The following is a 16,702-nucleotide window of genomic DNA, read 5'->3' as shown; positions in this document are numbered from 1 at the left end:
CCGCTAAACACGGGCCACCCAAGCGGGCGTTAAATAGCGCCCGCTTTTCCTAACGTTGCCTCACCCGCCCGTAACTCCAATACGCCGCACAAGCCCCTTCCGACGACACCATACACGAGCCCATCGGGTTTTCCGGGGTGCAGACCGTGCCCAGCAATTTACAATCTTGCGGTTTTTTGGCTCCGCGCAGGATGGCCGGACACTCGCAGCCCTTGACGTCGCTAGCTTGGATAGCCGGCATACGGAAGCGCTGTTCGGCGTCGAACTCAGCATATTCGGCTTTTAGTTTCAACGCGCTATGGGGGATCAACCCCAAACCGCGCCATTCAAAGTGCGGCCGTAACTCGAATATCTCGGCCATCAAGGCTTGGGCTTTGACATTGCCGTCGCGGGTCACTGCCCGGCTGTATTCGTTTTCCACTGTATGCTGACCGGCATTGAGTTGGCGGATCAACATCAAGGCCGATTGCATCACGTCCAGCGGCTCGAAACCGGCGATGACGATGGGCTTGGCGTAATCCTGAGCAAAGGCTTCATAGGGTTTGCTGCCGATCACGCTGCTGACGTGCGACGGGCCGAGAAAGGCGTCGATTTGTACCGGCTCCGGCGCATCCAAAATGGCTTGCATCGCGGCCGGCGTCAGCACATGGTTACAAAACACTGAGAAATTAGTCAGTCCTTCGGCCTGTGCCTGTTTAATGGCAACGGCAGTCGGCGGCGTAGTGGTCTCAAAACCAATCGCAAAAAACACCACTTGCCGGTCCGGGTTATCCCGGGCGATTTTCAAGGCGTCTTGGGTGGAATAAACCATGCGAATATCGCCGCCGGCCGCCTTGGCTTTGAGCAGACTTTGTCTGCCGCCGCCCGGCACCCGCATCAGATCGGCATAAGTGCAGAGGATTACGTTGTGCTGTTCGACCAATTGAATCGCGTTGTCGATGCGTCCCGTTGGCAACACACACACCGGGCAACCGGGGCCGTGAATGAACTCGACATTGCTCGGCATTAAATCCTGCACGCCATAACGAAAAATCGCGTGGGTATGGCCGCCGCAAAACTCCATCAGCCGGTAATGGCGGTCCGGATTGACGGTTTGCGCAATGCTGTTAGCCAGTTGCTGGGCCAGATCGTGCTGACGGAATTCGTCGATGTATTTCATGAGGCGGTTAGACCGGCTTCCGCAAACAAGGCCAAAGTTTTCAGGGCCTCGTCCTCGTCGATTTTATTCAGCGCATAACCGACGTGGACCAGCACATAGTCGCCGACTTTCACATCATCGACCAAGGCCAGCGACACTTCCACTTTGACGTTGTCCACTGACGCCGTCGCCATCTGTGTTGAAAAATCAATGTCGGTAATTTGGGCAGGGAGGGCTAGGCACATAAGCTGATTGTTGATGTTGTAGATTAATTCGGCGCTTGCTTTAGCATCACTTTTTGCATGAGGGCTTCAGGTTGAGACCTTATTACCCAATTCTTTCCATCCAATAATCAGGTTTTCGATGCAAATGCGCTACTGCAATTACGATAACTTTTCCTTCATCAAGGCCGTACAAAACACCATACGGAAAACGTTTTATCAGGCAGCGTCTTATCTCATTGCCAATCAAAGTATAGGATTTTGGATACGCGGTAATTGCATCGAACTCGTGTAAAAACTGTAGACCTAGATTATTTTGCTGTATTTCATACCATTCAAAGGCCAGTTCGAGCTCGGCTTGCGCGGCTTCGAGAAATTCAACCTTCATTTATATTTCTGCATAACCGCTTCATAACTGACTGTTTTTAGCTTGCCATCTTTATAGCCTTGCCAACGTTTTTGCGCCTCGTCGCGCCAGACAGCATCGATTTCCGGATTCGGCGCATCCAGATCGGCAAGCAACATCTCTGCTAAACGCAATTTCTCCAATGGCATTAAGTGCCTTATTTGTTGGTAAATTTCTTGGCTAGCCGGCATATCCTTTCCTCGAAAATGAAGGTAAACGGTCAGAAAAAATCTTACCGCATAGTGATTTAAGCATACTCAATCCGCTGCAAAGCCATCTCCGCCCTCAGCCAGGTCAGCCAGTTGTCCATGCCTTCGCCGGTCTTGGCCGATAGCGACAAGACCTTGATGCGCGGGTTAACTTGTTTCGCGTACTGGATACATTGCGCGCTGTCGAAATCCAGATACGGCAGCAAATCGGTTTTGTTTAAGATCATCAAATCGGCGGCATGGAACATGTCCGGATATTTGATTGGTTTGTCCTCGCCTTCGGTGACCGACAGGATCACCACCTTGTGCGCTTCGCCCAAGTCAAACGCTGACGGGCACACCAGATTGCCGACGTTTTCAATGAACAGCAGACTATGCTCAGGCAAATTGAGACTTTCCAAGCCATGACCGACCCGATGCGCGTCCAAATGACAGCCCTTGCCGGTGTTGATTTGCAGCGCCGGCACGCCGGTGGCGCGAATGCGGTCGGCATCTCGCGCGGTTTGTTGGTCGCCTTCAATAACCGCGATGCTCAACTCGTCTTTCAAACGCAGAATGGTTTCAGTCAACAGCGTGGTCTTGCCGGAGCCGGGACTGGACACCAGATTCAAAGCCAGCATGCCGCGCTCGCTGAAATAGCGGCGGTTTTCGTCGGCATAACGATTGTTCTTGGCCAGAATATCCTGCTCGATCTGCACCATCCGCGCTTGGGTTAAACCCGGCGCGTGCGCGTGTTCCGCGCTGTGTTCGTGATGATGATGGCCATGCTCATGACCGTGGTGGTGATCATGAGCATGCTCGTGATCGTTTGATTCGTCGTGCGAGTGAATATGGCCCTCGCCGCAGCCGCATACGCCGCACATTACTCTACCTCCAGTTCTTTAATTCGCATTTGATCGCCATCGACGATCTGTAATTGATGACTGCCGCAGTGCGGACATTCGTCGTATAACTGCCGCACCAGCACCTCGCAGCCGCAGGGCATGCACCATGCCACACCCGGCACGTCGATAATTTCCAAGCGGGCCTGATCGGCCAACGAGCCTTGCATCACCACTTCAAAACTAAACTGCATCGCCTCCGGCTCCACTCCCGACAAGGCGCCAATCTCCAACCACACGGTTTTGACCTTGGCAAATTGCTGGGCCTTGGCCTGCTGTTCGATAATCTGTAACACGCTCTCGCAGAGCGACATTTCGTGCATGATGATTGCTCGGTAAATATCAGCCGTAGGGTACGCACCGCGTACCTTTCAAGCTTTCGATGGTACGCGGTGCGAACCCTACTGTTTTTGCAATGTCACCCGATAGGCCACGCAAGGGTCCACCGCCTGAATTAACCACTCCGCCTGTCGCCGCAAGTCATCGGCATCGGTCGCCTGCAAAGCCTTTAAACCTTGGCTAAGCACGCCGCAGGGATGAAAATTCCATTCGGTCGGCGCGACAATGCGGTAATCGTACACCCGGCCTTGACGTAAGGCCAGACGATGAATCAGCAAGCCGCGCGCCGCCGGCACTTGCGCCAAGCCGACACCATCAGCGCCATACACTTGCAGCGACTCAAACGAAGGCGCCAGTCCCTGCGGTATTGCAGCCACTTCCAGTAACACCGCCACAAATCGCGGCAACAAACCATTGCCGTAACGGCTACACAAATCCGCAAGTAAGGGCGAGGTTTGCTGACGACTCAACGGCGTCGACTCAAAACAACAGCCCTGCCACTGCGGCAAGCGGCAGAATGCCGAGTAATAGCCGTTTTGCATATATCTGTTCAACTCGGCTGGATCCAATGCCGGCAAACCCGCCACAGGGTTGTTCCCCAGCGCCGGCCAATCGCGTTGACATACGGCATTCAATAGTTGCGCTGCCAATCCTGTATTTTCATCCAACCAGTCGCGCAAATGCGCTTCGTCCGAAATCGCCAGAAACCCGTTGCGGCCGCCCGCAAAAATCGCTTGATCGATTAAGCTGGTCAATTCATCAAGCAAAGTCTGCAAAAACGCTCCGTCGATCTGCAAATGGCTGTTCAGCCTGAAGCCCTCGCCGTCGCTAAACAGGCACGATTTAAACTGCCTATCCAACTTCAACAAACCGGCAACGGCGGCTTTATTCGCTGTCCGGCCCAACAAAACCGGCCAATCCAATACTATGCGCCAGGCATGTTCACGCACGGTTTCCAGTTGCAGCAAACACTGCCGAGCGGCATCGGCCTCCGGCTCGGCAGCCAATCCCAGCGCGGCGCGGCAAGCCAATAAGGCGGCAAAAGCTTGGGCAGTGCCGCACAAGGAAAACAGCAGCGGCACGGTGGTCAGCACCTGCTCCGGTGTTTTGCCGACCAACACCCGCGCCGCTTCGGGCCGGGTCGAGCCTATCTTCACCGCTTCGACCTTGCCGGCGCGATGTGTCAGCTCGATAGTAATCTCGCCCGCCGGCGTCACTTACGGTCTTACCAGATTGCCGCGTAACAAATCGCGGCGGCTGATCGCTCGTGGCGCGGGAGCGGCTAGCAAAGCTTGAAAAGCACTTTCCGCCGCAGCCACAGCCGCCGCCTGATCGGCAAATTGAAACATCGGCGAAAATAGCGAACATTGCGCGTAGCGCCCCAATTGCCCTTCGTCAGCGACGACAAACTCGAAACTGCCGTACGGAAAAGCCTGGTCAAACTTGCTTCCTGGCGCTTGCGTCGGCCATTGGCTATCCGCGCTTGGCAGCAGTAACAGATTCATAAACCAAGGTGTAATCAATATGCCCACCCAATCGGCGTTGTAGCGGTTAAACCCTAGAGCGCGCACCGCTAATGCCGAATTCAGCACCGGCATGTCGCGCATCCGTTGGGCCAGGATGTCGTTAAACACAGCTTCCAGCGTTTGCCGAATCTGCTCACCGTCCCGCCAGTGCATACTTAGTCGTCCAGCACCAAAAAGCCTTGTTTGGACGCGCCGCATTGCGGGCAACTCCAATGCTCAGGTAAATCGGAAAAGGCGGTACCGGGCGGCACTTGCCAGACGGCGTCTCCGTCGGCCGGATCATAGACATGCCAGCAAATCTTACACTCCAGCTTGGCCTCAGCCGGCAAGCGCGAGGCATCGCCGCCGTAAGCCCCGGCGAAGAAGCCTTCGCTCACAAATACACCTGCAAAATTTCCTGCAACCGCTGGTAGCTGTCGGCAATGTCTTCCGCCGACGCACAGGCCACATTCGGCACATCGCTGACTTCCAGGGTATTGAGGATCAGCGTGTCCTGCGAATTAAAATAACGCACCCACCAAACATTGCGGGTGGCGGTAGCGTCGATCCGGCAATTGCCGTAACCGCGCGACAAAATGGTCACCGCGCCCTTGCCCAAACGTTGCTCCAGAAAAGCCAAATCCTGCTCGGTTTGCGGCAGCAAACTCAGGTTGATGATATGCGCTTCGGTGCCGGGTTGATACTCGGCGATCTTGGCATTCAACTCCGCCAACAACGGCGGTGCGTTCATCACGCCCTCAGGCAACGCGCTCATGTCGGTATCGATATGTTTGGCGGCGTCGGCGAATGCGGTTTGCAGAATGGCTTGCGGGATGATGCCGACTTCCAAAATGTCGGTGACGATCTGTCTTTGCCCATCCAGACGCTGCGAGCGCCAGACGCCGGCGAGCACCGATTCCTGAATCCGCAGGGTTTGCGCGCCAATGCACAGCATGCTGACTTCGCCTTCGCCGAGCAGTTCGTCGACGAACTGGCGATTGGTTTGGTCCAGGGCTATCAGGTCTATGGTTTGGCTGGTTGCTGGATACTTTGCCAAATTCTGCTCAAGCTGCTGCAAGGCGGTTTTGGCCTGCGCCAGATCGGCCGCATTCAAGTCCACCGAAATCGTCGGCATCCGGTAGGTCGCCATTTCTTCCGGCATTGCCAGATAGTCGAGTTCGACGCCGTCTTCCTCGGCGGGTTGGCTGCCTTGGCCGAAAATGGGGAGAGATATGCTGGTCATGTTTTGGTTGTTTGTTGAATTAAGTTCGTAGGCTGGATAAGCGACGCGCATCCGGCACTGGATTATTTTTTTGGTGTCGCTATCGCGGTTTATTTTGATGTCGGGTCTCGGCCCGACGGCCGAAATACTTTCTTTTGCGTGGCCAAAAGAAAGTATTCAAAGAAAAGGCCACCCGGTATTCCGCCTTAATCCTGCGCGTCTTGCTTTTGGCGAGGGTTTTCGGAAGGGCCATCCCTGGCCCTCCGAAAACGAGCGGCATCCCTGCCGCTCCCCTATCGGGCCATTCTCGCCAAAAGCTGCGATGCTCGGGGCGGAATAAGGGGACTAAAACCGTCCCAAAAGTTGAAAGAAATGTCAAAAATATAAGTTGAGTGTGCACTTTAATAATGCACACAAAGGAAGATGAGTCCAGAGAAAATATTTGGCATACAAACAATTAAAGTGATTATTCAACAAATCTTGCCCGATTTAATAGGCAAAAAAGTCCAAGCTTTATCTTGGCTTAAATTAAACTCTCTATACAACTCTGGATAAATAACGTTATTTTCACTTAAATCAACAAAAAACATCAGCATCCCAATCCTTAAAACCATTAAATAATTGTCGTCTCCGTCTTTATGGTACGGTGGCCAAGCCTGATTTTTGAACTCTTTGTCGTCGCTAGCAGGCTGGTGAAAAACCCGCCGATATTTCCCCTTACCCACGGTTGCCGTGATTTTTTCGAGTTGAAATCGGTCATGACATCGAGTTTCAAGCGTTTTGCCCCGATTTCAAGGGCTTTTTATTCGCCTGAAGCCGTCTGTGGACGGTTTTCAGGCGAACTTCACCCTAGGCGGGCGCACTCCACGCCGGTTTCGGCGTGAACACCAATAGGTTGAGCATGCGCGTCAGGTTGTAGGCGGCAAAGCAAAACAAGGCCTGACCCGCGACTTTGGCTAAGCCGATGTGACGGGTTTTGCGCAGGCCGCCGACCGTTTTGACCCAGCCAAAGGCTTCTTCGACGATTTTGCGGCGCTTGAGACTTTGGGCGTAACCTTTGCCGCGCGCGGTGCGGCCGTCGACGGCACTGCCAATCTTTTTGCGGGCCACATGGGCTTTGATATCACGGGACTCGAGTCCGTTGACGAACGCCGCTTGGTCATAGCCTTTGTCGGCACCGACGCTGCCGCCTTGGGGCACGCGGCGTTTGATCATGTTTTGCGCGGCTTCGATTTCGGCGGTGCCGGTGGCTTGAGTGGTTTCGACATCGACAATCAGGCCGTTGCGATTCTCGGACAAGGCATGGGTGATGTAACGCAGTTTGGCCTCGGTGTATTCGCCTTTCTTGTAAAGCCGGGCTTCGGGATCGGTCGTACTGTGGTGGGTGGCGTTGCTGCGCTTTTCGCCGCTGAAGTCGACCTCGGGATTGCGGCCGGCGGGTTTGTCCGGGCCTCTGCCGTCTTTCTTACCCAAAGGGCATAAATGACGAAGCTTTTGTGCGAGGCCCAGGCTTCAATGAGGCTACCGTCGACGCTGAAGTGTTCGTCGGACACCAGATTTTGCCATTCGGCTATGGCCAGTACCCGCTCAAAAAATTCGCGACTCAGGGCTTCGGACAGCAGGCGTTCGCGGTTGGCACTGAACACTGTGCGTTCCCACACGGCGTCGTCGATGCCCAGACCGACAAACCAGCGAAACAACAGGTTGTAGTCCAGTTGTTCCATCAACTGACGCTCACTGCGAACGGTGTACAGCACTTGCAACAGCAAGGCGCGCAGCAGTTTTTCAGGGGCAATCGAGGGACGGCCTGTGTGCGAGTAACGCTCGGCAAAGACGGCATCCATTGAGGCCAATACGCCATCAACCAGTAGCCGTAAACGACGCAACGGATGCTGTTTGGGAATACGGTCTTCCAGGCTAACATAGCTGAACCAGCTGTTTTGAATGGCATCGTGTCCGCGCATTGAAAGGCTCCAAATTTAGGTAGCCTATTTTAACAGTTAGCCGCTCATCTATGCCTTAGCTTACTTGGCTTTTCGAGTTTTTCACCAGCCTGCTAGGCTTTACCAACAAAAACCTCTCGCCCTTTCCACTTCGCACAAAAGCGCGAATAGAATTGTATTTTGGACTTAATAAGTTTTCGGAGCCAATAAAGTAAGCTAAAGCAGCAAAAGCGATTTTATAAATTCCACGAACAAATTTAGGGCTTTGTCCTATAGGAACATCGAACGAAATAATTCCTTCATTTCCGTTTTGAGTTACCTTTGCATTTATATCACGATAGTTTTCTTTTCGAAATTTAGTGACATATTTTCCTAGCCGATCATTTGTGGGAGTTTTGTCCATATTTATAAAAATAAATTTCTCATCTCCTTTATGACCTGCCGTAAAATTCCCACGACTGTTCACAAATGGCTTTTTATTTTTCTTTCTATTTACATTGTTATAAAAGGTTAAGATATCGAAATCATCAACTATAACTCGATCTAAATGTGCTAATTTATTATTGCAGCTTCTACAAACCTCTCCTTGATCAAGAGTAAATCCGTCCGGGCATCCTAAAGCTTCTGGAAGAATATGTTCTTTCGAATATACTGACAAATTACCAAGACACCAAATACATTCTTTCATATTCTGAGTTTAATATTTCTTGTTATTGAAAGATACGCCGAACGAAACGAACATTTCTTAAGCTGAGTTGAGCGACGCGAAAACCAGCAATCTAAGTCCTCTAGGATGCGCTAAACGGTTGCGAACGATGCGCCTCCTATCGTCGGCAGCATCCTACAACACAATTACAAACCTAGCGTTCAAAATAATCTTACAACCCTTCAACTGGCGACGGGGTTGTTCCCGTTATTCCGCCCCGAGCATCGCAGCTTTTGGCGAGAATAGCCCGATAGGGGAGCGGCAGGGATGCCGCTCGTTTTCGGAGGGGCTGGGATGGCCCTTCCGAAAACCCTCGCCAAAAGCGAGAAGCGCAGGATCAGGGCGGAATACCGGGTGGCCTTTTCTTTGAATACTTTCTTTTGGCCACGCAAAAGAAAGTATTTCGGCCGTCGGGCCGAGACCCGACTTCAACAAAACCCGTCGCGATAGCGACACAAAATCAATCAAAACCCCTGAAACAAAAAATCCAACGCGGCCCCTATCTCAAACCGCTGCGCTTCCAACGACATAATCGGTGATTTCAAAATCCGAGCCGGAACAGCTGCCAATTTCGGCGTTTCCAACACACACTCAAGACCATCGACCACCACAATCGGGCTCAAATTAGTGGGTAATTTGACTGCCGGAAAGCGATCAAGCCGGCGCAGCGGTACGACGACTCGGCTGTCCAAAGAATTCAAGACATCGCTTTGCACATCCAGCAGATACGGTACGTCGTCGGACGTTGTACTGCTATTGCGGTAAACATCGAAACGCGCCATGTTAGAAAGACCGCCATTCGTCTAACGGCAATCCGTCTTGCTCAATCGTTTGGTTGTAGGCTGCAATAAACTCGGCATACTCTTGCTGCCAACGCCTTTCTCTTTCGCCGCGCACCAACTCGCGCAGGTATCGGTCGCAGGCCTGCGAAATATTGATATTCAATGCCTTGGCCTCCGCCAGCACATCGGCAGACAAGGTGATGTTGGTGGCTTTCTTTGAGGCGCTGTTCGTGGCTGCCATGATGTTGTCTCCATGAGTACGGTTTTATTATGCGCATTGTACTCCAACATAAAGACTGTTGGAGTACTGCGCAATAGTGACACCAAATTGTTAAAGAGCGGGTGAGAATTTAATCATCGACCACGAAGAACACTAGCCATAGAGAGGCTTCTTGCTTCGAATGTTGGGTTACGCTCTATCGAGCTTTTATGCCCTGGGTTAAACCCAACCTACATTTTTTGAAAACTAAGCATGCCCGCCACAAACCTTCCCAAGATCAAACCCCGGCGGCTGCCCCGGCTCGGCTGCAAGAATCCGAATAAACTCCTGCCCGTATTCCGCCCAACCCTTAATCCCGGTAATCACGCCCAAATACTCACCACCGCGCAAAAACACCAAGGACGGCCAACTGGTAAATCTAAATCTGGCCTGCAATTCGCGTTCGATGGACTTGTCGATCACCGCACCGTGTAAACGGCCGGCAAAAGCTTTTAACAACTCCGGCAAAATCACCGCCACGTCGTGACTTTCCGGAAACATCAACGGGTCGTTGGCAAAGAACAGCACAACCGTCTCATGACCGTGCACGAACAAATCGTAAGCGTCAGCATCCAGCAGCGGCAGGCCGTGGCGGGTTTGCAGTTGTTCCAGTAACGCTGTACTCATGTTCTTAAAAACTCCGGCAATTCGGGTTCACGGTCGACCAAGTCTGCAAATAAATGATCGAAGTTGGTTTCGCCTTGCATCGCCAAGCGCATGGCTTCTAAGGCATCGGCGATTTGTGCGGCGCGTTCTGCGGAGATAACTTCCCGCGCTGCGTCCAAAAACACCAGCAACCAAGTGCCGGCGACTTGTTCGCCGACCAACATCATGTCGATCAGGGTGGTTTGGCCGCGATACTCGCACAGCGCGGAATCGCCGCGCGGCTCAATGACTTGCATGGGGATGCCGATGCACATCAGTATTTACCCCGATAATCGACATCGACTTGCAGACTAGGCAGATCGATAGCAGGAGGCGGTTTCACCTCAAAAGCAGCGGATAAGACAATGCGCTCGTCACCCAACCGACAGGCTTGTTCGGGCGAAGGCCGTTCTTGTTCGTAGCGTTGGATATTCAAGATCGGATCGGCCAATACTTGCGGCGTGTCCACACATTCAGCAACGACACCGAACCTTTGCAGATAAGACAGAGCCATTTCAATCGCTGGTTGAATTTGCGCTTTGACGGCGGGCCGCAGGCTGCCGCCGTAGTCTTCCAACTCTTCCGGCTGCACGCCAATCAGCAGTAAATGCTGGGGATATTGACCGAGCATTTGCGCCAGGGCCAAGACTTCCTGAAAGCCGGTTTGATGCAGGCTCATTTTCTTGGCGCCGAGGAAATTCGGCACCTCGTCATTTTCAACGCGCTTCATGGTGGCCGGTGGCAGACCGTAATCGACCGCGTCGAACACCACCAAGACGTCCGCCGCCTGCACATGCTCGATTAGGTATACCCCTTGCGTACCACCATCCACCACTTGCACGTTATCCGGAAAACGGTAATGTTTTTGCAGATGCTCGATGACGCGCACGCCAAAGCCTTCGTCGGCCCACAGCAGGTTGCCGATGCCGAGTAACAGGATGTTGGCTGGAGTAGTTGCCATGGCTCGCTCAGACAAGCGTAGATACTCTGTTCAAAAGCAACAAATTTCATCATTTTTTACTCGGCGATGATGGATTCAGGGATGGCATAAAACCGTGTGTTATCGAACGGCTGATCGTGCTTCAACATGCCATGGATCGCATGCAGTAATTTACGCATGACGGCGCAGACGGCTTGCAAAGGTTTCTTGCCGTTGTCGATCAAATGCTGGAAATACGCTCGCACATGCGGATCGTGCTGTTTGGCACTCAAGGCCGGCATATACAACGCCGAACGAATATGCCGGTTACCGGCCTTGGATAGCCGCATTTTCTTGTGTACGCTTTTGCCCGACTCAAAGGCCTTGGGATCGAGTCCGGCAAACTTGACCCATTCGCGATGCGACAGGTTGGGCGGCAATAGCAGTAGTTCGCCCATCAAGGCAATGGCGCTGGTTTGGGCAATGCCTTTGATGCCGGTCAACAGGTCGAATATTCGTTGCAGTTCCGGATGCTGGTCGATCAACGCCAGCGCCTCGCCAGCCAACGTATCGATGCGTTTTTCCAGCTGACTAATCGCCAATTTGGCATCGCGTAGTAGGGCCTTCGGCGTTTCCTCGGTCGCACTCAGCGCATGTAGATGATTTTTCGCGGCGGCCTTCTGACCGGTTAGCGCGTCGATACGGCGAGCATAGCCGCGCAAAGCCAGCGCTTGATTCGAAGGACGAGTCCAGGCGACGAAATCCATGCGCTCGACATATTCGGCCAAGGTGTTGGCATCGACGGCGTCGGTTTTACTGTTTTTCATCAATACCTTAGCGAAGTGATGCGAAGCCTTGGGATTGACCACCATCACAGGTACACCGACGTCGTGTAGCGCAATAGCAAGATCGAAATGGTAAATACCGGTGGCTTCCAGACAGACCTTGATGCCGGGTAATTTGATCAACTTATTCACCAGACGCGCACGGTCGCTACGAGTATTAGCATATTTTTGCGGGTCGAACGGCTTGCCGTTCTTGCGGATCACTAAAACCAATTCGTCGGCGCCGACATCCACGCCGGCAAACAGGCGATGGACAGATTCAGCGGGGGTGTTGAGCGAGCGGTTCGTCATCATCATTTTTAAATACAGTTTAAAGGGAAGTACACTATTCACCGGTTCCCGACCCTGCACATGCACCTACCTTCCTTGTGTATGCAGGCTCTAAGCCTCGGATACTCCACGGTATGGGTGAATAGGGCGGGGGCCAATCTACACGACAGGCTCTGGTAAACTACCAGTCCTCAGGGTGGGACGGCCTCCCAATGAACAATCACAGCTTAATCGGTTTTTCTGGGCTATCGGTTGTTAAAATTCATCATACAAGGGTGGGCACAATCAAGTGCCCACCGTTCTGTTCCGCGTGGGCACCAAAACCGTGCCCACCCTACGAATTTATTGCACATCATCCACCGGCTTGTCGTCTTTAAAAGTGCGCCAACCGTTGACTATGGTGGACAGCATGCTTTGCCCGGACAATTTGTCTTCACGCACCGCGACGTAAATATGAATCAGCACGAAGCAGACGATGAACCACATCACCAGATGGTGCCAGGTGTGCACGGTTTGACTGTCGCCGAACAGCGGCAACAGCCAACTGCTGAACAGCGTGTATTGCCAACTACCCTGCCCCTCGCCCTCGCCGTACAAGGCAAAGCCGGTGAAAATCATGAACAACGAGCCCCACACCAACACAAAATGCATCGCCAAAATAGCCAGCGGGTTGTGACCGATATAGTGACGCGGCGACTTGGTCAAGAACGCATACCACAAGACTTCTTGCAAAACGCCGTCCCAAAAATGCGCTTGCAGCAAGGGCGGCAGAAAGATCTGCCGAGCATGTTCGTTGCCGGCAAACGCCCAGTAGATTCGTCCCAGAAAACCGATCACCAGCACATAGCCCGCCGCAAAATGCGCAAAGCGGATATAGCCCATCAGAAAATGCTCGCTGGCTTCGCCGACTGGGGACGGTAACGGCGAGGCAATCAGATAGCCGCTAACCGCCAGCACGGTAATCGCCAAGGCATTGACCACATGCCAGAGCCTGACCGGCAGTTCGTAAACGTAAACCGGAGCGAGTGGTGCGCTCATTGCGGTCTCCGGCCCGATGTTTTGCTGCGAAGCCAAAGGCTACGCAGCAGTGCTGCCGCCGCTATCGATAAAACTGCTGTAAACAGATGCGGCAGCCAGGCCGAGTAAGCGGTCAGCATATGTTCCAGGCTGTGCGTCAAGGCATCGATGCCGGGGTGGCTGTGGGCTTCGGCTTGGCCGAAAACCAGTAACAAGGCGATGGATGGCAATATTTTGTTCATAAGCTCTCCCGGTAGGGTGGATAAGGCAAACGCATCCACCATGGAATTTAAAAAAGGCGGATGCGCTACGCTTATCCGCCCTACATTTTTATGGTTATCGGACTTTCACCCGTATCAATTCCGTACCGTCCGGACTCATCACATGCGTGGAGCAAGCCAGACACGGGTCGAAACTATGCAGTGTGCGTAAAATTTCCACGGGTTCGTCCGGCACCTCGACTTTGGTGTTCATCAACGAGGCCTCGAAAGCGCCGATATTGCCTTGCTCGTCGCGCGGCGAACCGTTCCAGGTGGTCGGCACCACGCATTGGTAGTTGGCGATCTTGGTGTCTTCGATTTTCAGCCAATGACCCAAAGCGCCCCGTGGGGCTTCGGTGAAACCGACGCCTTTGACGCTGCTCGGCCAGGTTTCAGGGTCCCAGCGTTCGACGTTGGCGGTCGCTAAATCGCCGGCTTTCAAATTGTTCATCAGCTTGTCCATGAAATAACGCATCTTGCCGGCGGCCCATTGCGCTTCCAGACCACGCGCGGCAGTTCTGCCCAAGGTGGAGAACAAGGCGCTGACAGGCACGTCCAGGGTTTTTAGAACAAAATTGATTTGCTCGGTTATTTCTTTGTTGCCTTGGGCATAGCCGATCACATAGCGCGCCAACGGACCCACTTCCATGGCATGGCCGCGCCAGCGTGGGGCTTTGATCCAGGAGTATTTAGCGCTTTCGTCCAGTTCCTGAATGTTGGTGCGGTCGCCCTTGGTTTTGGCGCCGATTTTGTAGTTCGGTTCGGTGATGCCGTCCCAGGGATGTAGGCCCAGCGCTTCGTCTGGATATTTGTACCAGGAGTGCGGCACGAATTCCTTAATTTGCTCGGGGTCGGTCAAATCGACTTCGTGGACTTTCGTCAGATCACCGTTGATGATCGCACCGCGCGGCATTAGCAAATTAGCGGCGGAATAATCGTTGGCCTTATCCGGAATATCGCCGTAAGACAGCATGCTGGCACCGGCCAGACCACCGCCATACATCCAGCCTTTGTAGAATTGAGCAATCGCCAGTAGATCCGGAATATAGACTTGGTCGATAAAAGTAATCGTGCGGTCAATAATCGACGAAATCAGGTTTAAGCGCTCCATATTGACCGCGCCGACCGCGCCAACGCCGTCCAGATTGATTGCGCACGGCACGCCGCCTACCAGCCAATTCGGATGCGGATCTTTGCCGCCGAAGATGGTGCGGATTTTCATGATGTCTTTTTGAAAATCCAGCGCTTCCAGATAATGCGTGACCGCCAGCAAATCGGCTTCCGGCGGCAGTAAATAGGCTGGATTGGTCCAGTAGCCGTTTTTGAACGGGCCGAGCTGGCCGGATTCGACAAACTTTTTCAAGCGATTTTGCGTATCGCGGAAATAACCGGGCGAGGATTTGGGATTGCTGGGCGAAATTTGCTGTTGCAAGGCCGAGGTTGCTACCGGGTCGGCGTTCAAGGCATTGACCGGATTCACCCAATCCAAGGCATGCAAATGATAAAAATGCACCAAGTGATCGTGAGACTGCAAACTTAACTGCATGATGTTGCGGATCGAGTTGGCGTTTTCCGGGATCTTGATTTTCAGCGCATCTTCGACCGCCCGCACCGAGGTCAAGGCGTGGGTGCCGGTGCAAACGCCGCAGATACGCTGTACGAAGGCCCAGGCGTCGCGCGGGTCGCGGCCTTTTAAAATTACTTCCAGCCCGCGCCACATGGTGCCGCTGGAAATGGCGTTACGGATGATGTTGTCGTCGTCGATATTGACTTCGCAGCGCATGTGGCCTTCGATGCGGGTCACCGGATCGACCACGACGCGACGGCCGGCATCGTTTAAATTAAAACCGTTGGGGGTGTTTCGAACTGTCATTATTGCTGCGCTCCTGGTTGTTTATCCCCGGCTTGTTTGGCGTTATTCAAAGCCGTCAAACCGGCATGCGCGGCGACGCCGGCACCGACAATCGCGGCGGCGGTGCCACCAACCATATCGGCGTTGGCTTCGATACCAAATTGACTGATGCCGGTTAGGCGGTCGTAAAAGCTGCCTTTATCCCAGAAACCGTCTTCGGAGCAGCCGATACAGCCGTGGCCGGATTGAATCGGAAACGAGGTGCCTTCGTTCCATTTCACCGTGGAGCAGGCGTTATAAGTGGTCGGCCCTTTGCAACCCATTTTGTACAGGCAGTGGCCTTGGCGGGCGGCTTCGTCGTCCCATTGCTCGACAAACTGGCCGGCGTCGAAATGCGGCCTTCGATAGCATTTGTCGTGGATGCGCTGGCTGTAGAACATCTGCGGCCGGCCTTGTTTGTCCAGGGTTGGCAGTTTGTCGAACGTTAGTAGATAAGCCACCACAGCGGTCATCACTTCGGCAATCGGCGGACAACCAGGGACTTTAATAATGGGTTTGTCGGCCAAGCCGGGTACTTTGTGGACCGGCGTGGCGCGGGTTGGATTGGGTTTGGCGGCCTGTACGCAACCCCAGGACGCGCAGGAACCCCAAGAAATGATGGCTTTGCAACTCTCGGCGGCGTATTTCAGCTGATCAACGAAGGGCTTGCCGCCGATGATGCAATACATACCGTCCTCGGCCAGCGGCGGGTTGCCTTCCACGGCCAGGATGTAATTGCCTTTGTATTTTTCGACGATCTCGGTGACGATGGCTTCGGCGTTATGGCCGGCGGCGGCCATGATGGTGTCGTCGTAATCCAAGGACAGCATCGACAAGATCACGTCTTTCGCCAAGGGGTGACCGGAGCGGATGAAGGATTCCGAGCAGCAGGTGCATTCCAGGCCGTGCAACCACAACACCGGAATACGCGGCTTGGTTTCCATCGCATGGGCGATTTTCGGCGCAAATGCCGGCGACAAGCCCAGCGAGGCAGCCGTTAAACTGCAGAATTTCAGAAAACTGCGGCGGGTGATGCCTTGCCTGCGCATCACATCGTAAAAGGTTTCGATCATGGATACTCCAGTCGTCGTTATGGCTAATCGAAGTGACTGGCTTGACGACACCACGCGAGCCTGGGCGTTGATTGTTGTTATCCAGTAGCTTCAACAGCAAGTTTTCAAAGCCGCCCCCGCAGCTGTTCCGACCGAGCTACTCCCGGACGGTTGAAAACGTTTGATTGTTAT

At 53.4% G+C, this 16,702-nt stretch carries 21 protein-coding genes and 1 pseudogene; all 22 read right to left on the bottom strand.

Features of this window, described 5'->3' with window-relative positions:
• Nucleotides 1-49: 49 nt before the first annotated feature.
• The gene (gene hypD / locus ACR02O_RS06065; protein WP_033159117.1) at nucleotides 50-1,159 is read right to left on the bottom strand and encodes a hydrogenase formation protein HypD; all 1,110 of its coding nucleotides are present in this window, start codon (nucleotides 1,157-1,159) and stop codon (nucleotides 50-52) included.
• Nucleotides 1,156-1,383 carry a HypC/HybG/HupF family hydrogenase formation chaperone gene (locus ACR02O_RS06060; RefSeq protein WP_033159116.1) on the bottom strand — a complete coding sequence of 76 codons (228 nt, stop codon included), beginning with the start codon at nucleotides 1,381-1,383 and terminating at the stop codon, nucleotides 1,156-1,158. The genes hypD and ACR02O_RS06060 overlap by 4 nt, the downstream gene beginning before the upstream one ends.
• 82 nt (nucleotides 1,384-1,465) lie before the next feature.
• The gene (locus tag ACR02O_RS06055) at nucleotides 1,466-1,747 is read right to left on the bottom strand and encodes a type II toxin-antitoxin system RelE/ParE family toxin (RefSeq protein WP_033159115.1); all 282 of its coding nucleotides are present in this window, start codon (nucleotides 1,745-1,747) and stop codon (nucleotides 1,466-1,468) included.
• Nucleotides 1,744-1,914, bottom strand: coding sequence for an addiction module protein (locus tag ACR02O_RS06050; protein WP_494523001.1), 171 nt, complete (start codon nucleotides 1,912-1,914; stop codon nucleotides 1,744-1,746). The genes ACR02O_RS06055 and ACR02O_RS06050 overlap by 4 nt, the downstream gene beginning before the upstream one ends.
• 98 nt (nucleotides 1,915-2,012) lie before the next feature.
• Complete coding sequence (gene hypB / locus ACR02O_RS06045) at nucleotides 2,013-2,837, bottom strand: hydrogenase nickel incorporation protein HypB (protein WP_494523000.1); 825 nt, start codon at nucleotides 2,835-2,837, stop codon at nucleotides 2,013-2,015.
• On the bottom strand, nucleotides 2,837-3,178 hold the full coding sequence (gene hypA, locus ACR02O_RS06040; RefSeq protein ID WP_020483415.1) for a hydrogenase maturation nickel metallochaperone HypA: 342 nt from the start codon (nucleotides 3,176-3,178) through the stop codon (nucleotides 2,837-2,839). Before hypA ends, hypB begins: the two co-directional genes overlap by 1 nt.
• Nucleotides 3,179-3,256: 78 nt before the next feature.
• Nucleotides 3,257-4,411 (bottom strand): nickel-dependent hydrogenase large subunit, encoded by a 1,155-nt coding sequence (locus ACR02O_RS06035; protein WP_415879146.1) that lies wholly within the window; start codon nucleotides 4,409-4,411, stop codon nucleotides 3,257-3,259.
• Nucleotides 4,412-4,873 carry a [NiFe]-hydrogenase assembly chaperone HybE gene (gene hybE, locus ACR02O_RS06030; protein WP_415879147.1) on the bottom strand — a complete coding sequence of 154 codons (462 nt, stop codon included), beginning with the start codon at nucleotides 4,871-4,873 and terminating at the stop codon, nucleotides 4,412-4,414.
• A gap of 2 nt (nucleotides 4,874-4,875) precedes the next feature.
• A complete protein-coding gene (locus ACR02O_RS06025) occupies nucleotides 4,876-5,097 on the bottom strand; it encodes a rubredoxin (protein ID WP_415879148.1) in 222 nt (73 codons plus the stop codon).
• Nucleotides 5,094-5,942, bottom strand: a complete 849-nt coding sequence (locus tag ACR02O_RS06020; RefSeq protein ID WP_494522999.1) for a hydrogenase expression/formation protein — start codon at nucleotides 5,940-5,942, stop codon at nucleotides 5,094-5,096. Before ACR02O_RS06020 ends, ACR02O_RS06025 begins: the two co-directional genes overlap by 4 nt.
• An 828-nt stretch (nucleotides 5,943-6,770) precedes the next feature.
• A pseudogene (locus ACR02O_RS06015) lies at nucleotides 6,771-7,885 on the bottom strand (IS5 family transposase).
• Between the two features lie 55 nt (nucleotides 7,886-7,940).
• Complete coding sequence (locus ACR02O_RS06010; protein WP_494522998.1) at nucleotides 7,941-8,552, bottom strand: hypothetical protein; 612 nt, start codon at nucleotides 8,550-8,552, stop codon at nucleotides 7,941-7,943.
• Nucleotides 8,553-9,034: 482 nt separating this feature from the next.
• Complete coding sequence (locus ACR02O_RS06005) at nucleotides 9,035-9,352, bottom strand: CcdB family protein (protein WP_494522997.1); 318 nt, start codon at nucleotides 9,350-9,352, stop codon at nucleotides 9,035-9,037.
• 1 nt (nucleotide 9,353) lies between these two features.
• A complete protein-coding gene (locus tag ACR02O_RS06000) occupies nucleotides 9,354-9,593 on the bottom strand; it encodes a type II toxin-antitoxin system CcdA family antitoxin (RefSeq protein ID WP_494522996.1) in 240 nt (79 codons plus the stop codon).
• 225 nt (nucleotides 9,594-9,818) lie between these two features.
• On the bottom strand, nucleotides 9,819-10,238 hold the full coding sequence (locus ACR02O_RS05995) for a hydrogenase (RefSeq protein ID WP_494522995.1): 420 nt from the start codon (nucleotides 10,236-10,238) through the stop codon (nucleotides 9,819-9,821).
• Entirely contained in the window at nucleotides 10,235-10,531 is a 297-nt protein-coding gene (locus ACR02O_RS05990; protein WP_033157846.1) for a HypC/HybG/HupF family hydrogenase formation chaperone, read from the bottom strand. Before ACR02O_RS05990 ends, ACR02O_RS05995 begins: the two co-directional genes overlap by 4 nt.
• Entirely contained in the window at nucleotides 10,531-11,217 is a 687-nt protein-coding gene (locus ACR02O_RS05985) for a HyaD/HybD family hydrogenase maturation endopeptidase (protein WP_494522994.1), read from the bottom strand. The genes ACR02O_RS05990 and ACR02O_RS05985 overlap by 1 nt, the downstream gene beginning before the upstream one ends.
• A gap of 56 nt (nucleotides 11,218-11,273) precedes the next feature.
• The gene (locus tag ACR02O_RS05980; RefSeq protein WP_494522208.1) at nucleotides 11,274-12,317 is read right to left on the bottom strand and encodes an IS110 family RNA-guided transposase; all 1,044 of its coding nucleotides are present in this window, start codon (nucleotides 12,315-12,317) and stop codon (nucleotides 11,274-11,276) included.
• Between the two features lie 315 nt (nucleotides 12,318-12,632).
• Entirely contained in the window at nucleotides 12,633-13,328 is a 696-nt protein-coding gene (gene cybH, locus ACR02O_RS05975) for a Ni/Fe-hydrogenase, b-type cytochrome subunit (protein WP_494522993.1), read from the bottom strand.
• Nucleotides 13,325-13,549, bottom strand: coding sequence for a hypothetical protein (locus ACR02O_RS05970; RefSeq protein ID WP_494522992.1), 225 nt, complete (start codon nucleotides 13,547-13,549; stop codon nucleotides 13,325-13,327). Before ACR02O_RS05970 ends, cybH begins: the two co-directional genes overlap by 4 nt.
• A gap of 94 nt (nucleotides 13,550-13,643) precedes the next feature.
• Nucleotides 13,644-15,440, bottom strand: coding sequence for a nickel-dependent hydrogenase large subunit (locus tag ACR02O_RS05965; RefSeq protein ID WP_494522991.1), 1,797 nt, complete (start codon nucleotides 15,438-15,440; stop codon nucleotides 13,644-13,646).
• Nucleotides 15,440-16,531 (bottom strand): hydrogenase small subunit, encoded by a 1,092-nt coding sequence (locus tag ACR02O_RS05960; protein ID WP_458139082.1) that lies wholly within the window; start codon nucleotides 16,529-16,531, stop codon nucleotides 15,440-15,442. Before ACR02O_RS05960 ends, ACR02O_RS05965 begins: the two co-directional genes overlap by 1 nt.
• Nucleotides 16,532-16,702: the final 171 nt, after the last annotated feature.

It is taken from the genome of Methylomonas sp. PHL2-19, assembly GCF_059331595.1.
The sequence above is the reverse complement of the archived record's forward strand: the minus strand, read 5'-3'. Positions and strand labels throughout refer to the sequence as shown.